The sequence below is a fragment of the Christensenella intestinihominis genome, assembly GCF_001678845.1.
GTDB classification, from domain to species: Bacteria; Bacillota; Clostridia; order Christensenellales; family Christensenellaceae; genus Christensenella; species Christensenella intestinihominis.
Map to the genome: position 1 here is coordinate 18164 of NZ_MAIQ01000003.1, position 23382 is coordinate 41545.

General features: G+C 53.5%; 21 protein-coding genes. 1 reads left to right on the plus strand and 20 read right to left on the minus strand.

Annotated elements, in window-relative coordinates:
• Window positions 1-61: 61 nt before the first annotated feature.
• The 6 genes from BBD38_RS05190 to BBD38_RS05215 all read right to left on the minus strand — a co-directional run bounded on the left by BBD38_RS05190 (window position 62) and on the right by BBD38_RS05215 (window position 5748).
• On the minus strand, window positions 62-1525 hold the full coding sequence (locus BBD38_RS05190) for a flotillin family protein (RefSeq protein ID WP_066685474.1): 1464 nt from the start codon (window positions 1523-1525) through the stop codon (window positions 62-64).
• Between the two features lie 101 nt (window positions 1526-1626).
• Window positions 1627-2400, minus strand: coding sequence for an NfeD family protein (locus BBD38_RS05195; protein WP_066685475.1), 774 nt, complete (start codon window positions 2398-2400; stop codon window positions 1627-1629).
• Between the two features lie 600 nt (window positions 2401-3000).
• On the minus strand, window positions 3001-3537 hold the full coding sequence (locus BBD38_RS05205) for a DUF1836 domain-containing protein (RefSeq protein ID WP_066685482.1): 537 nt from the start codon (window positions 3535-3537) through the stop codon (window positions 3001-3003).
• A gap of 79 nt (window positions 3538-3616) precedes the next feature.
• Window positions 3617-3745, minus strand: coding sequence for a hypothetical protein (locus BBD38_RS15030; RefSeq protein WP_268873179.1), 129 nt, complete (start codon window positions 3743-3745; stop codon window positions 3617-3619).
• Window positions 3746-3839: 94 nt separating this feature from the next.
• The gene (locus tag BBD38_RS05210; protein WP_066685484.1) at window positions 3840-4784 is read right to left on the minus strand and encodes an NAD(P)-dependent oxidoreductase; all 945 of its coding nucleotides are present in this window, start codon (window positions 4782-4784) and stop codon (window positions 3840-3842) included.
• A 112-nt stretch (window positions 4785-4896) separates the two neighbouring features.
• On the minus strand, window positions 4897-5748 hold the full coding sequence (locus tag BBD38_RS05215; RefSeq protein WP_147568096.1) for an aldo/keto reductase: 852 nt from the start codon (window positions 5746-5748) through the stop codon (window positions 4897-4899).
• Between the two features lie 161 nt (window positions 5749-5909).
• Between BBD38_RS05215 and BBD38_RS05220 the strand changes: the two genes are divergently transcribed.
• On the plus strand, window positions 5910-7115 hold the full coding sequence (locus BBD38_RS05220) for an MFS transporter (RefSeq protein WP_172807764.1): 1206 nt from the start codon (window positions 5910-5912) through the stop codon (window positions 7113-7115).
• Window positions 7116-7276: 161 nt separating this feature from the next.
• Here BBD38_RS05220 and BBD38_RS05225 read toward each other — a convergent pair whose 3' ends face one another.
• From BBD38_RS05225 to BBD38_RS14460, 14 genes are all read right to left on the minus strand, one after another.
• Window positions 7277-7954 carry a D-lyxose/D-mannose family sugar isomerase gene (locus tag BBD38_RS05225; protein ID WP_066685492.1) on the minus strand — a complete coding sequence of 226 codons (678 nt, stop codon included), beginning with the start codon at window positions 7952-7954 and terminating at the stop codon, window positions 7277-7279.
• 16 nt (window positions 7955-7970) lie between these two features.
• Window positions 7971-8960 (minus strand): ABC transporter permease, encoded by a 990-nt coding sequence (locus BBD38_RS05230; protein ID WP_066685494.1) that lies wholly within the window; start codon window positions 8958-8960, stop codon window positions 7971-7973.
• A gap of 1 nt (window position 8961) precedes the next feature.
• Window positions 8962-10449, minus strand: coding sequence for a sugar ABC transporter ATP-binding protein (locus tag BBD38_RS05235; protein ID WP_066685497.1), 1488 nt, complete (start codon window positions 10447-10449; stop codon window positions 8962-8964).
• 90 nt (window positions 10450-10539) lie between these two features.
• Window positions 10540-11622: a substrate-binding domain-containing protein gene (locus BBD38_RS05240; protein WP_066685499.1), complete on the minus strand. Its 1083-nt coding sequence runs from the start codon at window positions 11620-11622 to the stop codon at window positions 10540-10542.
• A gap of 149 nt (window positions 11623-11771) precedes the next feature.
• Window positions 11772-13556, minus strand: a complete 1785-nt coding sequence (locus tag BBD38_RS05245; protein ID WP_066685501.1) for a cache domain-containing sensor histidine kinase — start codon at window positions 13554-13556, stop codon at window positions 11772-11774.
• A gap of 9 nt (window positions 13557-13565) precedes the next feature.
• Window positions 13566-14585 (minus strand): zinc-dependent alcohol dehydrogenase, encoded by a 1020-nt coding sequence (locus BBD38_RS05250; RefSeq protein ID WP_066685502.1) that lies wholly within the window; start codon window positions 14583-14585, stop codon window positions 13566-13568.
• 86 nt (window positions 14586-14671) lie between these two features.
• A complete protein-coding gene (locus BBD38_RS05255) occupies window positions 14672-16267 on the minus strand; it encodes a response regulator (protein WP_066685503.1) in 1596 nt (531 codons plus the stop codon).
• Window positions 16268-16442: 175 nt separating this feature from the next.
• Window positions 16443-16985, minus strand: a complete 543-nt coding sequence (locus tag BBD38_RS05260; RefSeq protein ID WP_066685506.1) for a DUF308 domain-containing protein — start codon at window positions 16983-16985, stop codon at window positions 16443-16445.
• A 154-nt stretch (window positions 16986-17139) separates the two neighbouring features.
• A complete protein-coding gene (locus BBD38_RS05265; RefSeq protein WP_066685508.1) occupies window positions 17140-18297 on the minus strand; it encodes an MFS transporter in 1158 nt (385 codons plus the stop codon).
• 101 nt (window positions 18298-18398) lie between these two features.
• Window positions 18399-19439: a glycerol-3-phosphate dehydrogenase gene (locus BBD38_RS05270; RefSeq protein ID WP_066685933.1), complete on the minus strand. Its 1041-nt coding sequence runs from the start codon at window positions 19437-19439 to the stop codon at window positions 18399-18401.
• A gap of 189 nt (window positions 19440-19628) precedes the next feature.
• On the minus strand, window positions 19629-19889 hold the full coding sequence (locus BBD38_RS05275) for an acyl carrier protein (protein ID WP_066685510.1): 261 nt from the start codon (window positions 19887-19889) through the stop codon (window positions 19629-19631).
• Between the two features lie 163 nt (window positions 19890-20052).
• The gene (locus BBD38_RS05280) at window positions 20053-21777 is read right to left on the minus strand and encodes an AMP-binding protein (RefSeq protein ID WP_082989501.1); all 1725 of its coding nucleotides are present in this window, start codon (window positions 21775-21777) and stop codon (window positions 20053-20055) included.
• A gap of 11 nt (window positions 21778-21788) precedes the next feature.
• Complete coding sequence (locus BBD38_RS05285; RefSeq protein ID WP_147568098.1) at window positions 21789-22463, minus strand: class I SAM-dependent methyltransferase; 675 nt, start codon at window positions 22461-22463, stop codon at window positions 21789-21791.
• 99 nt (window positions 22464-22562) lie between these two features.
• Window positions 22563-23312 (minus strand): hypothetical protein, encoded by a 750-nt coding sequence (locus tag BBD38_RS14460; RefSeq protein ID WP_066685514.1) that lies wholly within the window; start codon window positions 23310-23312, stop codon window positions 22563-22565.
• Window positions 23313-23382: the final 70 nt, after the last annotated feature.

The window sequence follows — 23382 nt, forward strand, 5'->3', positions numbered from 1 at the left end:
TATTCGAAAACCAAACAAAACGGCGCAACTGAGTTGCGCCGTTTGTTTTATCCCTTTTCCGCTATTCCTTTTTTTCGGGCTCTGCTCCCGCAGGCGCATCCCCTGCCTTGGGCGCTTCCGGCACTGCTTCCGGCTTAGCCGCTTCAAGCTTGGGCGCTTCCTTCGGGCTGATTTTTTTGCCGAGGAACTCAGGAAGCTCCATCCCCGCCATCTCAAAAATTTCATTCATAGGCGGAATGCTCTTCATAAGCCCGGAAAGGAAGTTGGCTGTGGACGATTTCCCGTCTTTTCCTTCGCCGCTGTCCCATACGGTAACCTTGTCGATCTTAAGGTCGCGGATTGCTTCCACCTGTACCTTCATCAGGTCTTCCATCTTATCTGCAAGCATCAGCATCAGCGCATCCTTGGCGCTTCCGCCTGCCGCGTTTACGATGTCCGCAAAACCGGCGGCCTGCTTTTTCAGAATTTCCTGCGTACCGCGCGCTTCCGCCTCCATTTTCGCATAGATGGCGTCCGCTTCACCAGCGGCCTGCCTGCGCAGGCGTTCCGCCTCCGCCTCGGCGGCAAGCTCGATCTGGCGCTTCTGGATTTCCGCCTTAACGATAACATCCGCTTCGAGCGTCGCTTTCTCGCGTGACGACCTTGCAAGCTCCGCCGCTTTTTCCGCCGCATACGCTTCTTCAAGGGCCTTTGCGGATTGCACTTTTTCCGCCGCGGTTGCGAGCCTCATGGCCTCCGCTTCCTTTTCACGCCGCGCGGCGTCCGACTGAGCAATTTCAATCTTCGCCGTGTTTTCACCCGTGATCGCCTTGGAGTTCGCGGTCGCCACCTCTACGCGCTGGTCGCGCTGTGCGTTCGCCTCGCCGATGGAGCCGTCGCGTACCTTTTCGGCAACCGACTTCTTCGCGTCGTTGATGGCCTTCGCGGCCGCTTCTTTACCAAGCGCCGTGATGTAACCCGATTCGTCGCTGATATCCGTCACGTTCACGTTGATGAGCCGTAGGCCGATCTTCTTGAGCTCGGATTCCACGTTGCGCGAAACCGCCTCGAGGAATTTATCCCTGTCCGTGTTGATCTCCTCGATATCCATCGTGGCGATCACCAGACGCAGCTGTCCGAAAATAATATCCTTGGCAAGCTCCTGCACCTCTGCCATCTGGAGCCCCAACAGACGTTCCGCCGCGTTCTGCATCACACCCTGCTCCGTCGAAATGCCGACCGTAAAAATGGAAGGCACGTCGATGCGGATATTCTGGCGCGAAAGCGCGCTCTTGAGGTCCACCTGGATGGAAAGCGGCGTAAGGTCAAGGTACTGGTACGCCTGGATCACCGGCCACACGAAGGCCGCGCCACCGTGGATGCACTTTGACGTACGGTTCGTCCCGTCCGTGTTCTGCCCCACCTTACCATAGATGACCATGATCTTGTCCGACGGACATTTCTTATATCTCGTCAGGAAGATCAGCAGGCACATGAACACCAATACAACGATTACGACTATCAGGATTAATGATTCAATACTCATTTTGTCTACCCCTTCTCCGCATCTGCGGAAAACTCAGAACCTACTATTATTACATACCCTACCGTTTTGGAACAAGGCCTTGCCTCCGCTCCAAAAATCTTTTATTTTTTGGCCACGATCAGCGTGTTTCCATTGGATATTCCCACAACCGTCACTTCCGCGCCGGTCGGGATGGCCTGATCCCCGTCTGTGACCGCATCCAGCTCCACCAGCCTGTCCTGCACCATAATGGACACCTTTCCTGCCGCGCTCCGCTTTTCATGGATAGGCAGGTACACCGTACCCGACTTTCCAAGCGCGTTGCGGATATCAAGCGTCCCGTCGGACTGGAGCCGCATCATCGCGCGCATTGCGATGGCAATCAACACCATGGCAATGATACCGAAGACAATCGCCAGGATCACGCTCGCCACAGGCACTACGTCGGACTTGAGCATCAGCAGCCCCGACCAGCCGAATACCGCGAAAAACGCCACCAGGCCCTGCAATGTAAACAGGTGCAGCCCGCTTTCGCCAAAGTGCGTATGGCCTTGGCCGTCCATCGAATCGACACTGTCCGCCATTCCGCCATGGATATCCGTGCCGGACGAAATGTCTACATCCGATATTCCATCCGCCGTGATGTCGCCAATATGTATGTCCATATCCTGCGGCATGTCGGCATCTCCCGGCGCGTCAAGGTCAAAATGCGCATCCCCGGGGGAATCAAAATGTACGTCCCCGGAGGCGTCCGCACCGCCCACATCCGCGTCGCCGCCATGTCCTGCGCCAATCAGCAGCAGGATGACCTCGATCACAAGCAGTACCGTTGATGCAATGCCGACCACCGCGAAAATTTGTTCAATCAGCGTCATGGCCTCCCACCAAGCCAACATAATATGTTACCTCCTTCCTTCGTCGAAACACGCCCTTTTGCTCGCTTTTTCCCTTCGGTCAAACGTCTCGATTACAGGCGGTTTCTCCTCTTCCCCACAAAACTCATTGCGCTTCGCGCCATTCGAGTTTCGCGGGGGCCCCGTCTTATAAGCGTTCGCCTTGCTTGCTTTCTTAGGGCGAAACATGCCCTTTTGCTCGCTTTTCCCTTCGGTCAAACGTCTCGCTTACAGGCGGTTTCTCCTCTTCCCCACAAAACTCATTGCGCTTCGCGCCATTCGAGTTTCGCGGGGGCCCCGCCTTATAAACGTTCGCCTTGCTTGCTTTCTTAGGGCGAAACACGCCCTTTTGCTCGCTTTTTCCCTTCGGTCAAACGTCTCGCTTACAGGCGGTTTCTCCTCTTCCCCACAAAACTCATTGCGCTTCGCGCCATTCGAGTTTCGCGGGGGCCCCGCCTTATAAGTGTTCTTCCAAACAAGGGCGCTTTCTTATTTATTCCCGATACGGCGTGGCTTTCGCCGTTTTCTTCAAATGCTCGTGGGAATAGGAAAAACGTAGCTTTCGCCTTTCCCACTCCCGCGAATTCCGGACCGGCTTCTTTTTCATTCCAGCGCGCCCAGAAGCTGGTTCGCTTCCGCTTTGATTTCGGCGGATAAATGTGTGAGCAGCATAATTTTCAGCACCTTTTTGAGCCGGTCTCCCGCCTCGAGGCCGCCCGGTATTTTTTCGTCGACCACCTTCCCGATAATATCGTCAATTCCCGTCGCTTCACGAATCGCATCTCCCGGGACCTGCCGCAGCAGGTCGACAAAGCAGGTATAAATCAGCGTCGGAGCTCCCTTTCCGCACAGGGTTTCCACATAGCGGATCATCTGTGTTACCTGATCGATCTGGAAGATATCATTCATCATGTTAATCATCACAATGGTGCAAAACTGGTCGCAGTCATATTTCTTATTCACAGGCGGGGACACAAATTTCCGTTTAACCCAATTTTGGATCGTATGCGCCGATAGTCCCGTAAGCTGCAATACCTGCGAAAGCACCAGCCCGTTTGCCGCAAACAGGGAATTCAGGAAATCCTGTATGCCGTGGTCAATATTCATCTCAACCGTCGTGCCCGGTAAAAACCGTATCATTGGCTATCAGTCCTCCTTTTCCAGGGCCGGCCCTTTCCGCAAACCGGCAGGGCACCCTGTTGGACAGCTCCAACCCGTATCAGTCCGGTACGCCTTCCCCATGCCATGCCTTCGGGCGCCCGCGTGTTGTTTCCCGCGGCACGCCTTCTCCCGGACTACGCAGGTCTTTCTCCGTTCCTTTTATGTCCACATTATAGCACGTAGTCATATGACTGTCAAATAATTTCGCATGACTTTTCAGAAATATTTTTAACCAGATCAAAAAAGCTGCTTCCGTCTTTTGGAAACAGCTTTCCTTTCGTCTATTGAATGACATTTTGCGGCGTTCCCGCCAGCCACTTTTCCACATTACCGAGGACAATCGCCGCCCGTTTATAAAGCGCCTCTCCTGTCGCAAACCCCACATGCGGGGCAAGCACCGTACGCGGCGCATGCAAAAGAGGCTCGTCTCCCGCAAGCGGCGGCTCCGAGTCAAATACGTCGATCGCCGCCCCGCCAAGCTTCCCTTCGCCCAGCGCCCGGGCAAGCGCCGCATTATCCACCAGCGGCCCGCGGGCCGTGTTGATAAGCACCGCGCCGCGCTTCATCATCGCAAGCTCCCTTTCCCCGATCATATTCCGTGTCTCGCCGGTAAGCGGCGCATGCAGGGAAATAATATCGCAGGTCGAAAGCAGCTCGGGAAGCCCCACATACCGCACGCCCGGCACGTCCTTTTCCGTGCGGCTGTACGCGAGCACCTTGCAGCCAAACGCCCCGGCAATCCGCGCCACCCGCAGGCCGATCGCGCCCGTGCCGACCACGCCAAAGGTCTTTCCTTCAAGTTCGCTTCCAACAAGGCCGTCCCGCGTCTTGCCCGCACGCACCGCCCCGTCGCATTCGATGAGCTTCCGCTCCAGCGAAACCAGCATACCGAACACAAGGTCTGCAACCGCGGCCGTCGAATAACCCGCGCTGTTGCACACGGTGACCCCATTTCTACGGCAGGCGTCAAGCGCGATGTGGTCGACGCCTGTAAACGCCACGGTAAGCAGCTTCAAATTCTTGCATCCGTCGATCACCTCCGCCGGGAGCGGCAGGTTTGAAACCGCAATCACCTCCGCGTCCCCTCCGCGGCGTATGAGTTCCCCCGTGTCTGCCGTGCGCGTATCATAAAGCACAATTTCAGCGTCCCCCGGCAATGCCCTTTCCGCCATTTTCCGCAGCGTTCCTTCCCCGACCCCAAGTGGTTCTATCGCAACAAATTTCATGTCTGTTTCCTCCGCATCCAAATCTCTTATTTATCATATCACATCCGTTCCGGTTTTCCAGCCTGCATAAAAAAAGAGCAGCCTATGGCTGCCCTTTCGTTCGGAATCTAAATTACAGCGAAAAATTATCCGGATCGTTCGTGGGGCCGTCCGGGTCGACCATTGCGTTAATCACCGCCATATCGTCCGCCGCAATTTCAAAATCAAATACCTTGGCATTGTCTGCGATCCTCGACGGCGTAACCGATTTCGGAAGCGGCAGCACATCGTTTTGGAGCACCCAGCGGATGCAAATCTGCGCCACTGATTTTCCATATTTGTCCGCGATACCCTTAAGGGTTTCATTGCCGAGCATCTTGCCCGTGCCAAGCGGGCTGTAGGCCTCGATCAGCATGCCTTCCTTCTGCGAATATTCCACAACCTCTTTTTGCATCAGTCCCGGATGATATTCAATCTGGTTTACCATGGGCATAATTTTTGCCGTTTTCTTCAGCTCCTCCACATGGTGGGGAAGGAAATTGCTGACGCCGATCGCACGAATGCGCCCTTCATTATAAAGCTCTTCAAAAGCCTGCCATGTTTCGGCATTTTTCTTCTGCCAGTCGTTTCTGAATTTCACCGGAACCGGCCAGTGGATAAGGTACAGGTCGAGATACTCGAGTCCAAGGTCCTTCAGCGTCTTGTCGAACGCCCGCAGCGTGGTTTCATATCCGTGCTCGTCGTTCCACAGCTTGCTGGTCACAAACAATTCGTCACGCGGAACGCCCGACTCCGCAATTGCCCGTCCCACGCTTTCCTCGTTTCCATAGATAGCCGCCGCGTCGATGTGGCGGTATCCGTCCGCAAGTGCCGCCTTAACCGCATTCACTGCCGTTTCGCCGTCGGGTGTCTGCCATGTGCCAAAGCCTACGCATGGAATCTCCACGCCATTTGCCAATGTAAACGTCTCCATTAAACCTTTCAATTAAACCCCTCCTCTTATTTACATAATAATATGGATTATTCATACCCATTCTGTTTTAATCTTAAACGGTTTTGGAAAAGAAATCAATGGAAATCGCCGCCCGCAGCGGGTATAATAGCAAAGAGGTCATTTCAAAAATTCAGGAGCCGGGAGTATTTTTAATGCGGAAACAACAAACAACGCAGCTTTATATTGTCATTCTTCTTGCGACTTTTGTCTGTTATGCGCTGTATGTCGTGCTGTTTGGCACGCTTTCCACCACCATGATGGACTTTTACAGCATTGGCACCAGTGCGCAGGGCGTATTTACCATGGTCGGCAGCATCGGCGGTATTGCCGCGGCGCTTTTTTGCGCGCTGCTCGGCGAGCGTTATTTCAAACCGCGCGTCGTTGCCTTCGGGGTGCTGATCCTCGGAATCGCGACGACGCTGATCGGGTTTGCCCCGCCCTACCTTATCGTGTGCGTGTGCGCGCTGCTCGCCGGCGTCGGCTTTACGGTGATCGACGTCATGGGGCAGGCGACCGTCACGGAATATTTCCCGGATAAAACCAAAACCTTGCTGCCTATGGTGCAGATTTTCTTCGGCGCAGGCACCATGATTGGCCCTATTATGATGGCGGCCATGCTTTTTCCCGGTGATTCGCGCAGCTTTGTGAATCCGTTCCTGTTTGTGGGAATCCTCTCCCTTGCCGTCACGCTTGTGTATGCGCTTTCCCTCAAAAAAGCAATGCCGGAGCTTTCCCGCGTTGATCTCACCGCCATTGCGCAGAGCGCCCGGGAAAATCCTGCGGAAATTTTTAAATCCCCAAAATCCTGGGTCATCCTTCTTGGCTGCGGGCTGTTTTCCTGCTTCACCACTACTATGGCGGCATGGTATCCGGCATTTTTTTCCACTGTCCGCGGCTTTTCCGTGGATACGGCGGCGCTCATGCTTACGCTTTATTATGTAGGGACGCTCGCCATGCGGCTGCTCGGGCCGTTTATCTTTCGCAGGCTCCAGCCGCAGCGCGTATATGTGCTGTTCAGCATTATCAGCATCGCCTGCATGTTCGGCGCCGTCAATATTGCGTCCATCCCCGTCGCCATGGTACTGACCACCCTCGGCGGCGCGTTCTGCGCCCTCAATGTGGTCAGCGTCGTTATGATCTCCACCGCGCTTTTTCCTGCGCGCAAGGCGTCCGCAACCTCCCTTGCCGTATTTGCCTACAATATCGGCGGCATGGTGGCCCCGGTGGCGGTCGGCGCGCTCGCCGAGTCCTCCGGCCTCCAGCTTCCGCTGAACATGTTTATTGCCATATTTGCCGTAAGCGTCGCGGTAATGGCGGTATTGTGCGTCAAGTGCAAAAAAGAACTGGCGGATGCGTAGAACCGCCAAAGTATATCCGCACGGGAAGCCCCGCCAGCGGAAGTCCCTGCTTATGCAAAACAAACAATGCCGCATACATGAAGCTATGCGGCATTGTCATTATTGAAGAGCCCTGTTGCGTAGTTGAATTTTCCCGGCAGCGTTACGGCATGCGCCCTGCCTCAGGCCAGGGTGTCATACTCGTTGCAAAGCACGTATTTCCTGTCTTCGTCTTCCTCGATTTGTGAAAAGCGGCGTACCGGTTCTGCAAAATAGTTGTCGGTTTTATCGTCGTTCGTGGAGGAAACCTCTCCCACAACGGCGATGCCGCCCTTTCCGCCCCAAAAAGTATGGTACATATACGGGGTAAGCGTAATGCTTTGCCCGTTTTCGATTGTGATGCATTCTCCCGCATGCACCATCCGTTCCACACCGTCGCAGAACACCCGGACGTCTTTTTCCCGGTCCGGTTTTCCGTCGCTTCCGGTATTCCACAGGCGTATTTCAAAGCCCGCGCCTGCGCGGCTGATGATATCTTCCGTCTTGGTTTTGTGCATATGGATGGGAAGCCGTTGCTTTTCCTCGAGGATAATCAGCTTTTCCGCATACGGCGTTCCCGTTGCCGTCCCCGCCACGCCATTCCTCAGCGTGAACAGCACCGCGCCGGTATTCCTGAAATCATCATTGCCGAAATCGGTCACATCCCATCCCAGCATGCACCGCTTCAGGGAATCGATGCTCCGTCCCATTCCCATGTAATCTTCCCGGGACCATCCCGCAAAGGGCGGAAGCGAAATCCGGAAGGCCCCGAGGGCCTCCCGCGCCTTTTCGATCGCCGTCTGTATTTCCGAACGTTTCATAAACAGTCCTCCCGGATCAATCCTTTTTCTTGTTTTGGAACGAATTAATCAGCACCGCGCCGATAATCAGGGCGCCCTGTACAATATACTGGACATATTCGTCCACCCCGTTCAGCGTCATCGCATTGTTGATGATGCCAAGGAACAGCAGCCCGAGGAACGTCCCGCTGGCCGTACCCCGGCCCCCTGCGAGGCTGGCGCCGCCGATAATGACCGCCGATATGGCCGTCATTTCCCAGCCTCTTCCAAAGGAAAACGTCCCCGACATAACCTGGGAGGAAAGCAGGATGCCGCTGATTGCGCAGCATGCCTGCACAATCATCATAACGGACGTTTTGACTTTATTTACATTGATCCCCGAAAGCCTTGCGGATTCCGGATTACCGCCCACGGCGTAGACGGCGCGGCCAAACCGCGAATATTTGAGGATAATCAGAACAATGATAAACACGGCGACAAGGAACACCGCGGGTACGGGCAGTATCCCGCCGATCGAGCCTGCGCCGAACACGCTGTACCACGACGGCAGCGTCGTAACGGGGAAACCCGACGATATAACTGCGGCCACTCCATAAAGCAGGTTCAGCATGCCCAGTGTAATAATAAACGAGGGCATTTTGAATTTCGTCAGCAGGAAGCCGTTGAACAGTCCGATGCCGATCGACACGATGACCGCAAGAATCATTCCCAGCACCACAGCGCTTTCCATAGGCATAATCCCCGCTTCGGAAAGCTTCCCGGCGGTAAGGGCCGTAATTACGCCGCTCAGCGCGACGGTCGAGCCGACCGAAAGGTCGATCTCCCCGGCGATAATCACAAAGGTCATCCCAAACGCGATGATACCGGTCATGGAAACGTTCCGCAGGATATTCAGCAGGTTCCCCGGCTTTATGAATGCGTCCGACGTAATCGCCATGATAATAAACAATAAAATCAGTATGATCTCCAGCATATGCTTGCTGAGAATAGCCGGAGCATTTATTTTGGTCTTTGCTTGTGCGTCCACTTTACATACCTCCCATGCAATATGTATAAAGCTGTTCGTTGGTAAGCTCGTCGGGAATGACTTCGCCCACGAATTTCCCAGCCTGCATAATCAATATCCTCTGGCATACCTCCAGCAATTCTTCAAGCTCGGTCGAAACCATAATGCAGGAAACCCCTTTTCTGGATTGCTCCCATATGATTTTGAATATCTGCTGTTTTGCGTTGATATCGATGCCCCTTGAAGGCTCGTCGAAAATGATAACCGACGGATCGGTATTCAGCCAGTTGCCGACCACTACCTTTTGCTGGTTCCCGCCCGAAAGGTCGCTTACGGGCATGGAGGTGTCGGCCACCTTTATTTGCAGGTTTTCAACCTGCCTGTCAATGTATTGCTTCTGCTTGGCCTTGTCGATCATCCCGTTCGGGGTCAGCGCCTCAAGGCTCGCATAGCACAAATTATCCCCGATGGGCGCGTCCAGGATCAGCCCTTCGTGCTTCCTGTCCTCGGGCGTCAGCGCCATCCCGAGTTTTTTCATCCGGATCAGGTTGGCGCTTTTCACATGCTCGCCCCTGAATATAATTTCCCCGGAATGGAACGGGTCCGCGCCAAAGATGGATTTCAGCAGCTCGGTCCGCCCCGAACCCAGCATGCCCGCGATTCCAAGTATCTCGCCCTTTTTCAGCTGGAAGGAAATATTTTCAAATTTGTTCCTGCGCGTAAGGTTTTTTACCTCCAACACAACTTCGTCCGAAACCATCAGGTCGTCCGGCCGCTTGGGTATGCTCACCTGCCCGAACATCATGTTAATCAGGTCGCTGTGCGAGGTCTCCTGCATCATAACCTTGCCGATCAGTCTGCCGTCCCGCAGCACCGTGCATGTGTCCGCAACCTGCCACAATTCATCCAGCTTATGCGATACATAAATAATAATGACGTCTTTTTCCTTCAGGGAACGGATGATTTTGAACAGCGATTCCACCTCATGCTTGGCAAGGGAGGACGTGGGTTCGTCAAGCAGCAGCACCTTGGGATGAAAGCTCATCGCCTTGGCGATTTCGATCATCTGCATCTGCCACATGCTCAAATCCCCGACAATTGCGTCCGGCGATATTTCTATTTCCAGCTGTTTCAATAATTCCCGCACATTTTCCCTCGCCGCGTGCCAGTCCAGAAGACCGCCCTTTTTCACCGGAATGCGGTTAATAAGAATATTTTCCGTTACGGTAAGCGTAGGAATCAGACTTAACTCCTGGTATACGGTCGCAATTCCCTTCGACATAGCGTAGGTCGTATCAAATTTTTCGATTTTTTCGGAATCGAGGACAATTTCGCCTTCCGTCGGCGCGTGGGCCCCGGAAAAAATTTTCAGCAGGGTGGATTTCCCCGAGCCGTTTTTTCCAACCAGCGCATGGACCTTCCCGCTTTCAAACGAAACATTGATGTCATCCAGCGCCAGTGTGCCGGGAAATTTTTTTACAATGTGATGGGCTTCCAGTACACTACTCATAACAACCTCTTTTTATCAATTTATTACGGGAATGGGCGTCGGCCCATTCCCGTAACCAGTTTCTTCCACAAACAATCGGTATGCCTGTCCTCAGTTGCCCGTACGTTCTTTCAGGTTTGTCAGGAAGGTCTCGATTCCGGCCTGGTCCGCCCTGTCGAGCAGGATGCCGTCAACCGTGAGGATATCCCCGGTGGCGTCCGCGGTCCCCATAATGTTCTGGATCAGCATTTCCATTGATTTGTAGCCCATGCTGTATGCGTCCTGTCCGGTTACCGCCTGGAGGATATTGTCGTCCTCCTGGAGCATCGCGGCAATCTGTTCGCTGGCGTCGATGCCGAATACGAACACTTCGCCTGCCTTGCCCGCGTTTTTAACCGCCATGGTCGCGCCGACCGTGCCGCCGTCGTTGGCCGCAAATATGATATCCACGTCCGGATGTGCCGTCAGGATGTCGTTGGCAACCGTAACCGCCTTATCCTGCACCCATGCGTCCTGGTCCGCGATAACCTCCACGCCGTCCATTCCTTCAAGCTCGCCGAGGAAGCCGTCTACGCGCGCCGCGCTCTTTTCGGGAAGCAGAGATTTAAACTGCACCACCGCGATCTTGGCTTTTCCGCCCAGTTTTTCCTCGATGAATTTCTTGGCGATTTTGCCCGTGGAAGAGCCGAGTTGGCCCTGGTCGGACGTATAGCCGCCTACGATAAAGTCCGCATTGGAAAGCGTGCTGTCCGTAAGTGTGATTTTCATTCCCTTGGAAGCGGCGTCCTTAAGCGTCGTAATAGAGGATTCCTCGTTAAGCGGCGCGATCGAGATGCCGTCGAGGCCCTGCTCCACATAGGTGTTGATGAGCTGTGTTTCCTTGGACTGGTCGTTATTGACATTGCTGGTGGAGCACTCCACGCCCGCAGCGTCCGCAGCGTCCTGGTATCCTTTTGAAAGCAGCTTCATGAATTGGTCCTCAAGGTAAACGATCCCCGCTACCTTGATGTCCGCCGGGTCCTTCGCCCCGGCCTGGGATACCTCTGCGCCCTGCGTCTCCTCTGCCGGCGCCGTGGTCTCTGCCGACGGTTCGTTCGATGCCTCGGTCGATGTTGCGGGCGCGCCGCAGGCTGCCATTGATAATACAAGGACAAATACCATGCAAAGCATCAGAACTTTACTCATTTTTTTCATAATGTCTTCTCCTTTTTCTTTTTTTATTTTGAAAAACAATTGATGGTGAATTGATCTGTTGGTTTTATTGTATTGAAAACAAAAAACAATCACAATATGACTGTTTTTTGTTTTCTTGTATTATTTTTACCAATATGGGGCAAACGCAGTTATCTTACAACAGGAATCTTGATAAAGACTCCCGTGCCGACATTTTCCTCGCTGTAAATATCGAGGCCGTAATTTTTCCCGTACCGCAGCTGGATTTGGGTGTTGAGGTTTTTAATGGCAAAATTCCCGCTCTCTTCCATATTGTTGTCCCGCAGGGCTTTCCTGATCTCCTCCAGCTTGGCGGCAGGAATCCCGACGCCGTTGTCTTCCACGCAAATCTGGAGCGTTCCGCCGTCTTCATGGGCCGTAATGTTGATGGTTCCTTCCCCTTTTTTGGCTTCAAGCCCATGGTAAACCGCATTTTCGGCCAGCGGCTGCAAAAGCAGCTTCAATACCTTGCAGTCAAGGAGCTCCTCCGGAACGGAAAGGGAAAACCGGAATTTTCCGTTGAAGCGTATATTTTGTACGGTGAGGTAGCTTTTGACGATTTCCAGCGCTTCCTCCAGCCGGACAATTTCCTTTCCTCCCGAAAGGCTCACCCGGAAAAACTGGGAAAGTGCAAAAACCATTTTCGATATTTCGGGCACATCGTGCAGCTGCGCGATGCTGTAAATCGAGTCCAGCGTGTTGTAGAGGAAATGGGGGTTAATCTGTTCCTGCAAAAGCCTTATTTTTGCTTCCTTATTAAGCGCTTTCTCGTTGGTCAGGTTGCGGATCAGCTCATTGAGCTCGATCACCATGTCGTTGAAGCCCTGGAACACCTTTTGATATTCGTCCTTCCGCGGTTCGTTGATGCGGATGTCGAGGTTGCGGTTTTGTATTTCCTGCATTGCGTACACAAGCTTTTCCGTGGGCTTTATGATGGAACGGGAAATAATAATGGAAATGACGGGCGTTGCAATCGCCATCATCACAATAATAAGGATCAGCAGCTTTTTGGTTTCATAAAGACCGCCCAAAAAATCCGTCGTTTCAAGGATTGTCGTATAGGTCCAGCCCGTATTGGACGACCGATCGGTCACAACCAGATATTCGTTTCCCCCCTCGTTTGTCATGAAATACGGCCGCGGTCCGTCGGGGAGGCGCGCTTCTATATCCTTTTCAATCCGCAGCAGGCTGCTGTCCGTCAGATCGGGCAGGTTGTTCCTGCTCAAAAGCTTTCCGCCCGCGTCATAAACTGCCATGCCGCCCGGGACATTCAGCATCGTGTCGTTGTATGCCGTCCGGAATACGCTGCTTTTCAGGTTCAGGGCATAGATTCCAATCACCTCGCCCGCTTCGTTGTAAAGGGATTGGTTGTAGGTCAGCAGGGTTTCATCCACGGGCCGCCCCTGCAGCGTATCGAAGTTGATCGGGCTGCTCACATACCATTCCCCCGCGCCGGGGCTTTCCAGTTCATGTTCAAGGAAGGATATGTTTTCGTGGTCTACGCCCTCATAATAGGTGGTATTTGTGGTAATCACCGTGTTGCGCCCGGGCAGGAACAGGTACAGGGAATCGATATCCTGCACAATGTTCGGCGCTTTGATGCTTTCAAGGAATGAATTCAGTTTCGTATACAGCTCCGCATAGGCCGTATTCTTTTCCGCCTCGGAAGCCCTGTTCGCCTGCTCAACAGAAAGGATAAAGCCGTTGTCGTTCTGCATCCTTTTGCTCAATGAGACAAGCGCTTTCAGGCTCGAATCAAAGGACGACATGGCTTTATCCATCCCGGTAATCACGCCTGCCGCCGTCTGGTTGACCACCGAATTTTCCGCCTGCGTATAAATCAGCAGGTTGGTGATAATCGCGGGCAGCAAAATCGCGAGAAATATAACAAAAAACGTTTTGATTTTAAAACTCATATCATAATCTTAGTCGTTTATCATCACGGCCTTGACGGCATTCTCCGCATCCTTGAGGTACCGCTCGAGTCCCTCCACGGATTCAAGCAGGGGGAACGTATGGGTAATCAGCGATTTCGTATCCACAAGGCCCGCCTTCAGCATATCGATGCACATCGGGAAATAGAGGGCCGGTATGGCGTTCGAGCCCCTGATCTGGAGCTTATCCAGATGGACCTTGTTGGAATCAAACGAAACAACCGCGTCGGGGCCGTAGCTGATCCCGAGGAACGCCACCACGCCGCCGGTCCTGCATACATTAACGGCGCTCGTGATCGTGGAAGGCGGCGCCGATACCATGACTTTATCGACTCCTCCTTTTTCAAAGCCGTAATCCTCCAGTTTCACGCGGTCGGTATAGATCAGCTCGTCGGCGCCGAATTGCTTTGCCAGCTCGCATCTCTTTTTGTTGGCCGAAAATTCCGCCGCATAAATTTTCCTTGCCCCGCTTGATTTTGCCATTTGCAGCGCCATCAGGCCAATCGGGCCCGCCCCCAGCACAAGGACGTCGTCGTTCAGGCGGATATCCGCCGTTTTCACGAGGTCGAGCGCCACTCCGAGCGGCTCGATCACACTGGCTTCTTCAAAGCTGAGCCCGTCGTATTTCACGCAAAGCTCATGGGGAACGATGGCATATTCGGCAAACCCCATGCTGTTATCCTTAAGCTCCATGAAGCTTGGCCCGTTGACGGAAAAATCCACCCTGCCGTCGCGCGAGCAATCGGCAAGCGGATCAAAGGTCGAGGTTTCCACAACCACCGTGTCCCCTTCCGCGAGGCCCGCGGTTCCCTTCCCGGCCTTGGCGACGATACCCGAAAATTCATGGCCGAACGGCTCCCATTCCTTGGCGGCGTATTTGGCGAGAATATTGTCGTGTCCGCAATAACCGCATGCCTTGATTTTGACTAAAACCTCGCCGTCGCGCAGTTCCCTCAGGTCCACGTCCCGGATTTCAAATTGGTACGGCGCCCGTAAATAAACAGCTTTCATTGATACATCCTCCCCGAATTTAATATTGTATAGGAATATCATATACCGGCGCAAAGCCGGTAAGCCATAGTCTATCTTTGTTTTTTTTATATTATCTTATCCCGATACTGCGTAGGAGACATCCCCTTGAGCGTCTTGAATATCTTGGTAAAATACTGGACGTCGTTGTACCCGACCATATTCGCTATCTCGTATATCTTAAGCGTCGGGTCCTGCATAAACTCAATCGCCTTTTTAATGCGGTAATTCATAATGTATTTTGAAAACGTCTGCCCCGTTTCCAGTTTGAATATCTTGCACAGGTAGGTCGGATTCAAAAACACCTCCCCGGCAACGTCCGTAAGGACAATCGGTTCCCGGTAATGCTGTTCGATATATTCGATCACCAGCTGGATCACTTTCCTTTTATTGTCCGATGCGGACCGGCGGATATGCCCGGACAGCATTCCCAGCATGGCCAGCAGGCTTTCCCTGAAGCCGTCCGGGCTTTTAAGCTTATCGAGGTGGGTAAAAAATTCAAGGTTAAAGGAGGGGTAGGTTTCGGATATTTTTTCAAATCCATACGAGGTATTGACGATCCCCATAATAATTTCGGTGTACAGCGATTTCAGGTCGACAGGCTTGATTTCCTGCTCCGCAATCCTCCGCACCAGCTGGTCGACGTGCTGTTCGAGGCTGTCCGCGTCCTGCGTTTTCAATACGCCGAACCATTCGTCCGCATCGAAGGCAAATTTAATCCTTGCCCGGCTTTCGTCATTGACCCCGTCATACCGGTAAACCTTGTTTCCGCCTAAAAAAGACCGGTACAAAACGGCCTGCTTTGCCTGTTCAAAAGACCCGGCCAGGTCAAGGACGTCGGAGCAAAATTCCCCGATTCCTATGGTTACGGTAATTCCAAATAGTTTTTCGACAACGCTCTGTATTTTCCGGGAATTTTCTTCGGTCAGCGCAAGCGCCTCGCCGTCTTCCTCTTTCGTAAACAGGACGAACGCAATTTCCCCAAACTGCATAAATACGGATTCGCATTTCCCGGTCATCGAATAAAATTCGGCGGCAATATCCTTGATTCCCGCGCACATAAGGTGGACGTCCGGCTTCTTCGCGGAGTCGTCGTCCGGCTGGATTACAATACAGGCGCAGCGGTATTCCCCTCCGGCCGGGATATTAAAATATTCCAGGTCATACCCGATCGCCTGTTCATCCACATACCCGTTCAGCAGGTCAAACAAAAAACGTTCCTTCAGGACGGGCCTGTCCCGTTTCAATTTTTCCTGCAGGTCTTTCAGAATCGCCTTTTTCTTGCGCTCGTCTTCGATGTCGGCGATGCACCTTTTCACGATGCCCAAAAGCTCTTCGCCTTCGGCCGGCTTCAGCACATAATCATACGCGCCCAGCTTCAGCGCCCGCTGCGCATATTCAAAATCGTCGTACCCGCTCAGGAAAACCACCCTCGGGTTCATCCCGTGTTTCTTAATCTCATGGATAAAGTCAAGGCCGCTTAAATCCGGCATCCTGATATCGGTAATGATAATATCCGGCTTCGCCTCCAATGTGGATTGAAGCGCCTGCCGTCCATCCTCCGCTTCAAGGACGTCCCGGATTCCAATGCTGTCCCATTTTATCGTGTCGATCAGGCGGCGGCGAATCCACTCTTCGTCATCCACAATCAAAAGCTTGTACATAAAAAACTCCCCTTGCCGTGTCGTTCCCTTACTATAATATATCCTTTGTCCTTGTTTTTCCATGAAAATTCGCAAACGCGGCACGGAATGCCAAAAAACGCATCCCGCCGCCGGGCGGCACAGCCGCTTTACACCAGGCAAACAGGATGCGTTTTCATTTTATAATTGATCGGTTCTATTTCTTGGCCGAGGCCACAATCCCCCATTCGACGATGCTGAGGATGCCGTAAATGGTCAGGCACACGCCGAGCAAAATGCCAAGCGCGTTGGAGCCCGCGATGATTCCCACGATCATAATGATGCCAAGCACCAGCTCCGCAAGGCCGCTGATAAGCGCCACCTTCCATGCGCCCGTGCTGAAATCCTTCACCTGGGACGCTTCCATCAGGCTCATCACACCCGTAATGATCGCCCATACGCCGATAATAAACGGCAGGATCACATTTGCAACGCCGCCCCGGAAGACGATCAGCAGGATACCGATAATGATTGCGATTACCGGAATGGCAAGGCCCGCGTTGGCGTCGCCCCGGTTGCGTTTCGAAAGGTTGATTAACAGCTGGATAATACCATAGGCAAGCACCACAATGCCAATGATTACCACAATCACTTCCATTGCAAACGTCGGCGCGCCGAGCAGGATGAGACCAATAATCAAAAGAACGATGCTCAATATCAGACGTATCATTTCCCTGGATTTCCAAGACTCAGAATTCATAATTTCCCCCTCCTGTTTCTGGTGTGGATGATGCGATGCAGCACAAGCCGATTCAAATATGCCGCATCAGTTTCCCTGCAAGCAGCCCTGCGCGGCCGTTTTAGGGCTGTTATAATAATACCCTGCTAATGCCGCTTCAAACCGTTTTCATTAATCACATCTTATCATATTCTTTGGGGATAAGCAAAAGGCTTAATACCGCCGCAACAGCGGTCAGCGCAAAGATAACCCAGTAGGCCGCGTCGATGGAGGCAGCCTCGATCACATTGCCCACAATCACCGGGCCGAGGAAAATGCCGATCGCAAAAATGGACTGCAAAATCCCGGTTGCCGTGGAACGGTAGCGCGGTTCCACCGCCTTGATAACAAACCCGGCCAGCGCGCCGCAGGTAATGCCATAGCAAATGCCGGAAAGCGCCTGCATCACATAGATCGCCGCGAGGTTCATGTGGTAAAACATGGGCAGGCACGAGAACGCGCCGATCGCAAACGACAGCGCGATGCACTTGATCCCGCCGATTTTTTTATACAGCTTTGTTCCCACAAACAGGGACGCCGCGCTCGTCACCAGGAAATATACCACCATCAAAAAGCCCAGCTGCGAGGAATCCGCGCCGAGGTTCTGCGCCGCAACCGACGTGAAATAGCTCGGCAATGCAAAGCACAGCAGCTGCCCGAATACGGCAAGGATGGAAAAAATAATCAGGTGTTTGTTTTTCAGGAGGGCGACAAGCTCCCTGCCGCTTGGCGGCACGATTTTCTGCGTCTCCTTCGGCGTTTTGAACAATAAAATACAACCGATTCCCACAATGGCTACGATAAACGCAAAGTAAAACGGCGCGTGCAGGCCGAATGCCTGTGCGAGGAGCCCTCCCGCAAGGGCCGCGACCACCTTGCCCATGTTGGACGATGCGTTGAGGATTCCCTGCGCCTTCACCTGCTTGTCCTCGTCGTTATATTTCGCGTAGGATGCGCAGATCACGACCCACCACGCCGCGGCCGCCCCGCCCACGCCCCGGGCCATCATCACCCAAAACGTATCCTTCGCCATAATAAACATCAGTCCCGAAACGGCAAGGATCACAAACCCCACCAGTAAAAGCAGCTTATCCCTGCCAATTTTGTCGGATATAATTCCGAGCGGCACGCGCAGCGCAATCTGCATAACCCCGTATGCCCCGCCAATCGCGCCCACCACGGCGGCCGTCGCCCCGAGGGACGTCGCATACGCGGGCAGCGTCGGCACATAGGAATACATGGACATCCATAAAAACGCCGCCACCAGGTTGATAATAACAATATTCCTTTTCAAATCCTTCTCCAAAACCTTTCATAAATTCCCATATCACAGGCGTGCATGGGGCGGATACCAATCCGCAGCAGGCCGGACGGCCGTGCCGGGGTGCGCTTCATTTATATTCGCGTCTCCACCTCAAAGCTGTTCCACGGGATATCCACTTCTTTTCCGTTGCTGATAATATCGTCCACATGCAGCATCAGGGGGAAATCCTCCGCATTCGCCTCCCCCCGCGCAATCAGCTTCCTGACCGCGCGCGCCGTGCGTGTGGCGATCACAATGGATTCGAGGGTAATGCCGTCAAGCTCTTTCATGGCCTCGTCAAAGCTCATCCCGCGCCCGAGCAGCGTGCCGATCAGGCGCGTGCGCCCCCCGAACACCGTTACATACAGGTCTCCCGCGCCATACACAATGTTGTCGTCCCCGCCGCCCGCCAGCGCAAGCAGCTTGCGCATCTCGCGGACGCTCTGTCCAAACAGCGCCGCCTGCGAATTGTAATGCAGGGTGCCGCCCACGCCCTCCAGCCGTTCCGAAAGGCCGACCGCCAGCGTCACCGCCAGCGCGTATGCATTTTTCATGGCTACCGCGCACTCCACGCCCACAACGTCCGTGGAAAGGCTGATGTGGTAATAATCCGTTTCAAACATCGCCTTGATTCTGCGCAGGGTTTCCATATCTTCCCCGCAGAAACACACCTCCGTCGGGTCGTGGTCCGCAAGCTCATAGCTCGTACACGGCCCGCCGACCGCATTCAGCGAAAGCCTGCGGTCCAGTTTCTGTGCATAAAGGTGCGGATAGGGAACCAGCTTGCCCTCCTCCGTATCCTGCATCCCCTTCGTGACCGCAAGGACGGGCAGCGTTTCCGGGATCACCGGCAAAATTTCGTCAAGGAACCAATCCACACCGAAGCTCGATACCCCGCTTACCAGCAGGTCGGCGCCGGAAAGCGCCTCCTCCAGCTCTTCAATCTGGTAATATTTGTATCCCGCAGGAATTTTGCGTTTCAGGGTCAGGTGTTCCCCCGTTTTGCGCGCATGCCCGATGATCTCCCGGTCGAGCGGCGTCCCCACCAGCCGGATTTCATTGCCGTTGTCGCTCGCTGGGAAGCCGATGGCCGTTCCCATCATTCCCGCTCCTACAATTGTAATAATACTCATTGACCGCCTTCTCCATCCTTCGTTTTCTTTCCGGGGGAAAGCGGGATGTTTTTCCCGTGCTTCCTGTCCCGGAGCCATTAAATTTCCTTATTTATTTTACTCCCATTCCCCCGCAATGGAAAGCCTATTCACAAAAAAAGACCGCATATTGCGGCCTTTTCCCCATACATTATGATTTCTGATAAATGTTTAGAATGCTCTTACGGGCATGTGCTTCGGCCCCGTCTTATCCTCGAGGTATATCAGCACATCCTCCACCGTATCCAACAGCCGCAGGTCCCTGTCCGGAATTTCGATCCCGAACTCGTCTTCAAACGCCATCACAACCTCCATCAGTCCAAACGAATCCATTTCGAGGTCGCTGACTAAATGCTTTTCCGGCGTAATCTCTTCAATCTCCCTCGGAGAGGCCATTGCCAGAAGCTGCTGCACCTTTTCCAACTCTACCATTGTGGTTCCCCCCTTTCCATGGCGAAGGCGGACCCTCCTGCCGGTGTTCCGCCCGGCTCCTTATTCCCGCAGCCTTCCGCGCCGTATTTCCTTGGCGCCCCGGTCGCGTCTTCCCGGTTTCATTATACCACTTTTTACATCCCCGGGCACATATGCCCGCGTTTTACATTGCAAACCGTTTGATTGACTTTTTCGTGGTTTTTTCAAACTCCCTGCCGCGCACATGGAAGCGTCCGATGTGTTTATAGGTAGGCAGCGTTTTATTCACCGCGGAAATATCCTTCTCGAGGTTTTCCTCGATTTCCCGCGCGCTGCGGCCCGCCGAATATTCCTCCGCCACAAAAATTTCCGCGCAAAGCTCGGTTTCGTTGAGGCCGTCCGTAAGCGGCGCGTACACAACCACTTCTTTAATATAGGGAATCCGCATCAGGTATTCCTCGATTTCCTCCGGATAAATATTTTTTCCGTTGGAGAGGACGATCAGGTTCTTTTTGCGCCCCGTGATGTGAAGGAACCCCCCGCCGTCGATGCGGCCGATATCGCCGGTATTGAACCAGCCGTCCTTCATCACTTCCTTTGTGCCTTCCTCATTTTTGTAATACCCGAGCATCACATTCGGGCCCTTGACCCAAATTTCCCCGTCGCCGTCCTCGTCCGCGTTTTCCACCTTCACATCGCAGCAGGCGATCGGAATCCCAACCGCCCCGTCGCAATAGTAACGGTTTTTATTGACCGAAACAAGGGGGGCGCATTCCGTAATTCCATACCCGTTTAAAAGCAGGATACCGAACTCCCGGAACTCGCGCATCAGCCGCGCGGAAAGCGGCGCGCCGCCGCAGATAATAAGCTTCAGGTTCCCGCCGAAAGCGTCATGGATGTTTTTAAAATATTTCCCGCGGTTGTCCTCGCCGCGGCGAAGCTCTTCATTGCTTTTCCGGAGCAGCCCGCGAAGGGCGTCCGCCTGCCCGTCCCGCTCTGCGTTCTGCCAGATTTTGCGGTGCATCATCTCTACAAAAAGCGGAACAAGGCACAGCGTATCCGGCTTAAAAAGCTGGAGGTTCTGCATAAAATGCCGCAGGCTGTCATTCACACAGATCGTCGTGCCGTTTTGGATCATCATGGTAATGCCGTGCGTGCTTTCAAACGAATGGTGGACGGGCAGCACAGACATGCAGACCTGCCCGAGGTCAAGCAGGGAAAGCCCCCCTTCCGATGCGGAAAGGATGTTTTTCTGGGTCAGCATCACGCCCTTGCTTTTGCCTGTCGTGCCCGACGTATACAGCAGGGCGGACATTGCGTTTTCGTCAATTTCCCGCTGCTCATAGCCGCACGCCTCCGCCTCGCGGATCAGCTTGCGGAAACCGTGCGTTCCTTTGCCGTCTTCCCCTGCATGCATATCGATGTAATATTTCACCCCCGGCAGGCCGCCGCGGATATTTTCCACCGTATCCCCATACTCCGGGGAAAACACGAGCGCCTGCGCGCCGCTGTCTTCAAGGATATTCGCGATTTCATCGTCGGGCAGCTCCTTGTCGACCGGGACAATTACGCCCACGCCGCACAGCACCGCGTAATAGGTAAGCAGCCACTCATAGCTCGTCGGCCCGACCACCGCGATATGCGCATCCGCAAGCCCGAGGCCTAAGAGGGCATTCCCAAGCGCGTTCATGTCGCGCAGGAATTCCTCCGCGCCGATCCCCCGCACCGTTTTTTCTTTCGTGCGCACACGCAGCATATCCCTGCCGCCGTACGCCTCTTTTGCGGAAGCAAGCATTGTCCGCATATTCTTTTCATTCCTCAGGGGATAATTCGGATAATTTTCCATGCTTTGTTTCATTCCTTCATTAATCTGGAAGTCATTATAGCACACCCACGGAAAGATTTCCATATATGCCTTTTCTAGTCTGCTTTCTTCGCATAGATTCCCGCAAACACATAATATTTATATACGCAGTCCATCTGTGAAAACCCGGCCTGCCGCAGCCACGAAAGCTGGTCCGAAAGTGTGGACGGATCGTCGAACGCCTGCCGCTCATACGCCTTTTCAAGTTCCTTTTGGTCGATCCCGCTCTGCCCGACCTTTTCCTTCCACAGCCGGGAAAACAGTTCCTCCGTTTCCGGGTACGGGCTTAATACCTGGTCCGCGTTCAGGAAAACGCCGCCCGGCGCGAGATGGCGGAAGCACTTCCGGTAAAGCTTTTCCTTGTCCGCGGCATTCAGGTGGTGGATGGAGAGCGCGGAAATAATTATATCGAATTGGCCTCCAAAGTCGTGCTCCAAATAATCGGCAACAATATATTCAAAGGAAGGATAGGCGGCAAAACGCTTCTTTGCCACGCCGAGCATCCCTTCGGAAAGGTCGATCATCGTCACCTGCGCATTTTTATATTTTTCGAGCACAAAGGCAGCGAACAACCCCGTTCCGCTGCCGATATCCAGCACACGCGGCGCGTCTCCCCTGAAATCGAGCGTCTCCACCGGCAGCCTGTAAAAATCGTCGAAGCACGGAATAAGCAATTTCCGCTGCGCATCATATTTTCCGGATACCGCCTCAAATTTTTCCCTGATTCCCATTGCTTCACCCCTTTTTTGCATTATTATACCATATTTATCATATTTGGTTCCGCCACAAAAAAAGCAGGGTGTTTCCACCCTGCTTTTGCTGCTGTTTTTTTATGAATTCGCCGCTTTTTTTGCAGCAGTTTTGGTTGCGGCTGCGCTCTTTTTTGCAGCAGTTTTAGTAGCTGTAGCGCTCTTCCTTGCTGCCGTTTTGGTCGCTGCGCCCGTTTTTTTCGCCGCGGTTTTCGCAGCAGTTCCCGTCTTTTTGGCGGCTGTTTTGGCTTCCGTTCCGGTTTTCCTTACGGCCGTCTTGGTTGTCGTGCCCGTTTTTTTCGCTGCGGTTTTCGCAGCCGTTCCGGTTTTCTTTGCGGTGGTCTTGGTCCCCGTTCCGGTTTTCTTCACGGCCGCTTTTGCAGAGGACGCCGTTTTCCTGGCGGCTGTTTTGGTGGCGCTGCCCGCCTTTTTCGCCGCGGTTCCCGTTTCTTCCGCCTTTTCCTTGGCGGTGTCCATCCTGTCCGCCGCCTCGTCGTCCGCTTCGGCTTTCACCCGTTCAATTTCTTCGTCGATCTTTTTCAGTTCCGCTCCGTTGTTTTTGATGCGGTCTCCATGCTCTGCGAGGTCTTTTTTCAAATTTCCGGATTCATAGGTCGCTTTTCCAATTGCGCGGTAACTCTCGTCAATCTCACCGGAGAGCTTTGCTTTCTGCGCATTCAGCTTTGCTACGTCCATCATTTCCTTCGACCGCGTTGCAACGGTCCCCCCGAATGCCACGATGCTGTCCTTTGCCTTGCTCAAAACATCGCCGATCTTTTCCCCCGCGCTTTGCAGCGTGGATTTTGTACTGTCCTTTTTTGCCTGTGCCATTTTTGTACCTCCTGCCCGCCCTTGCGGTATATATTTCAAATTTCCCCATGCGTCCCGGATTTATTCCCTT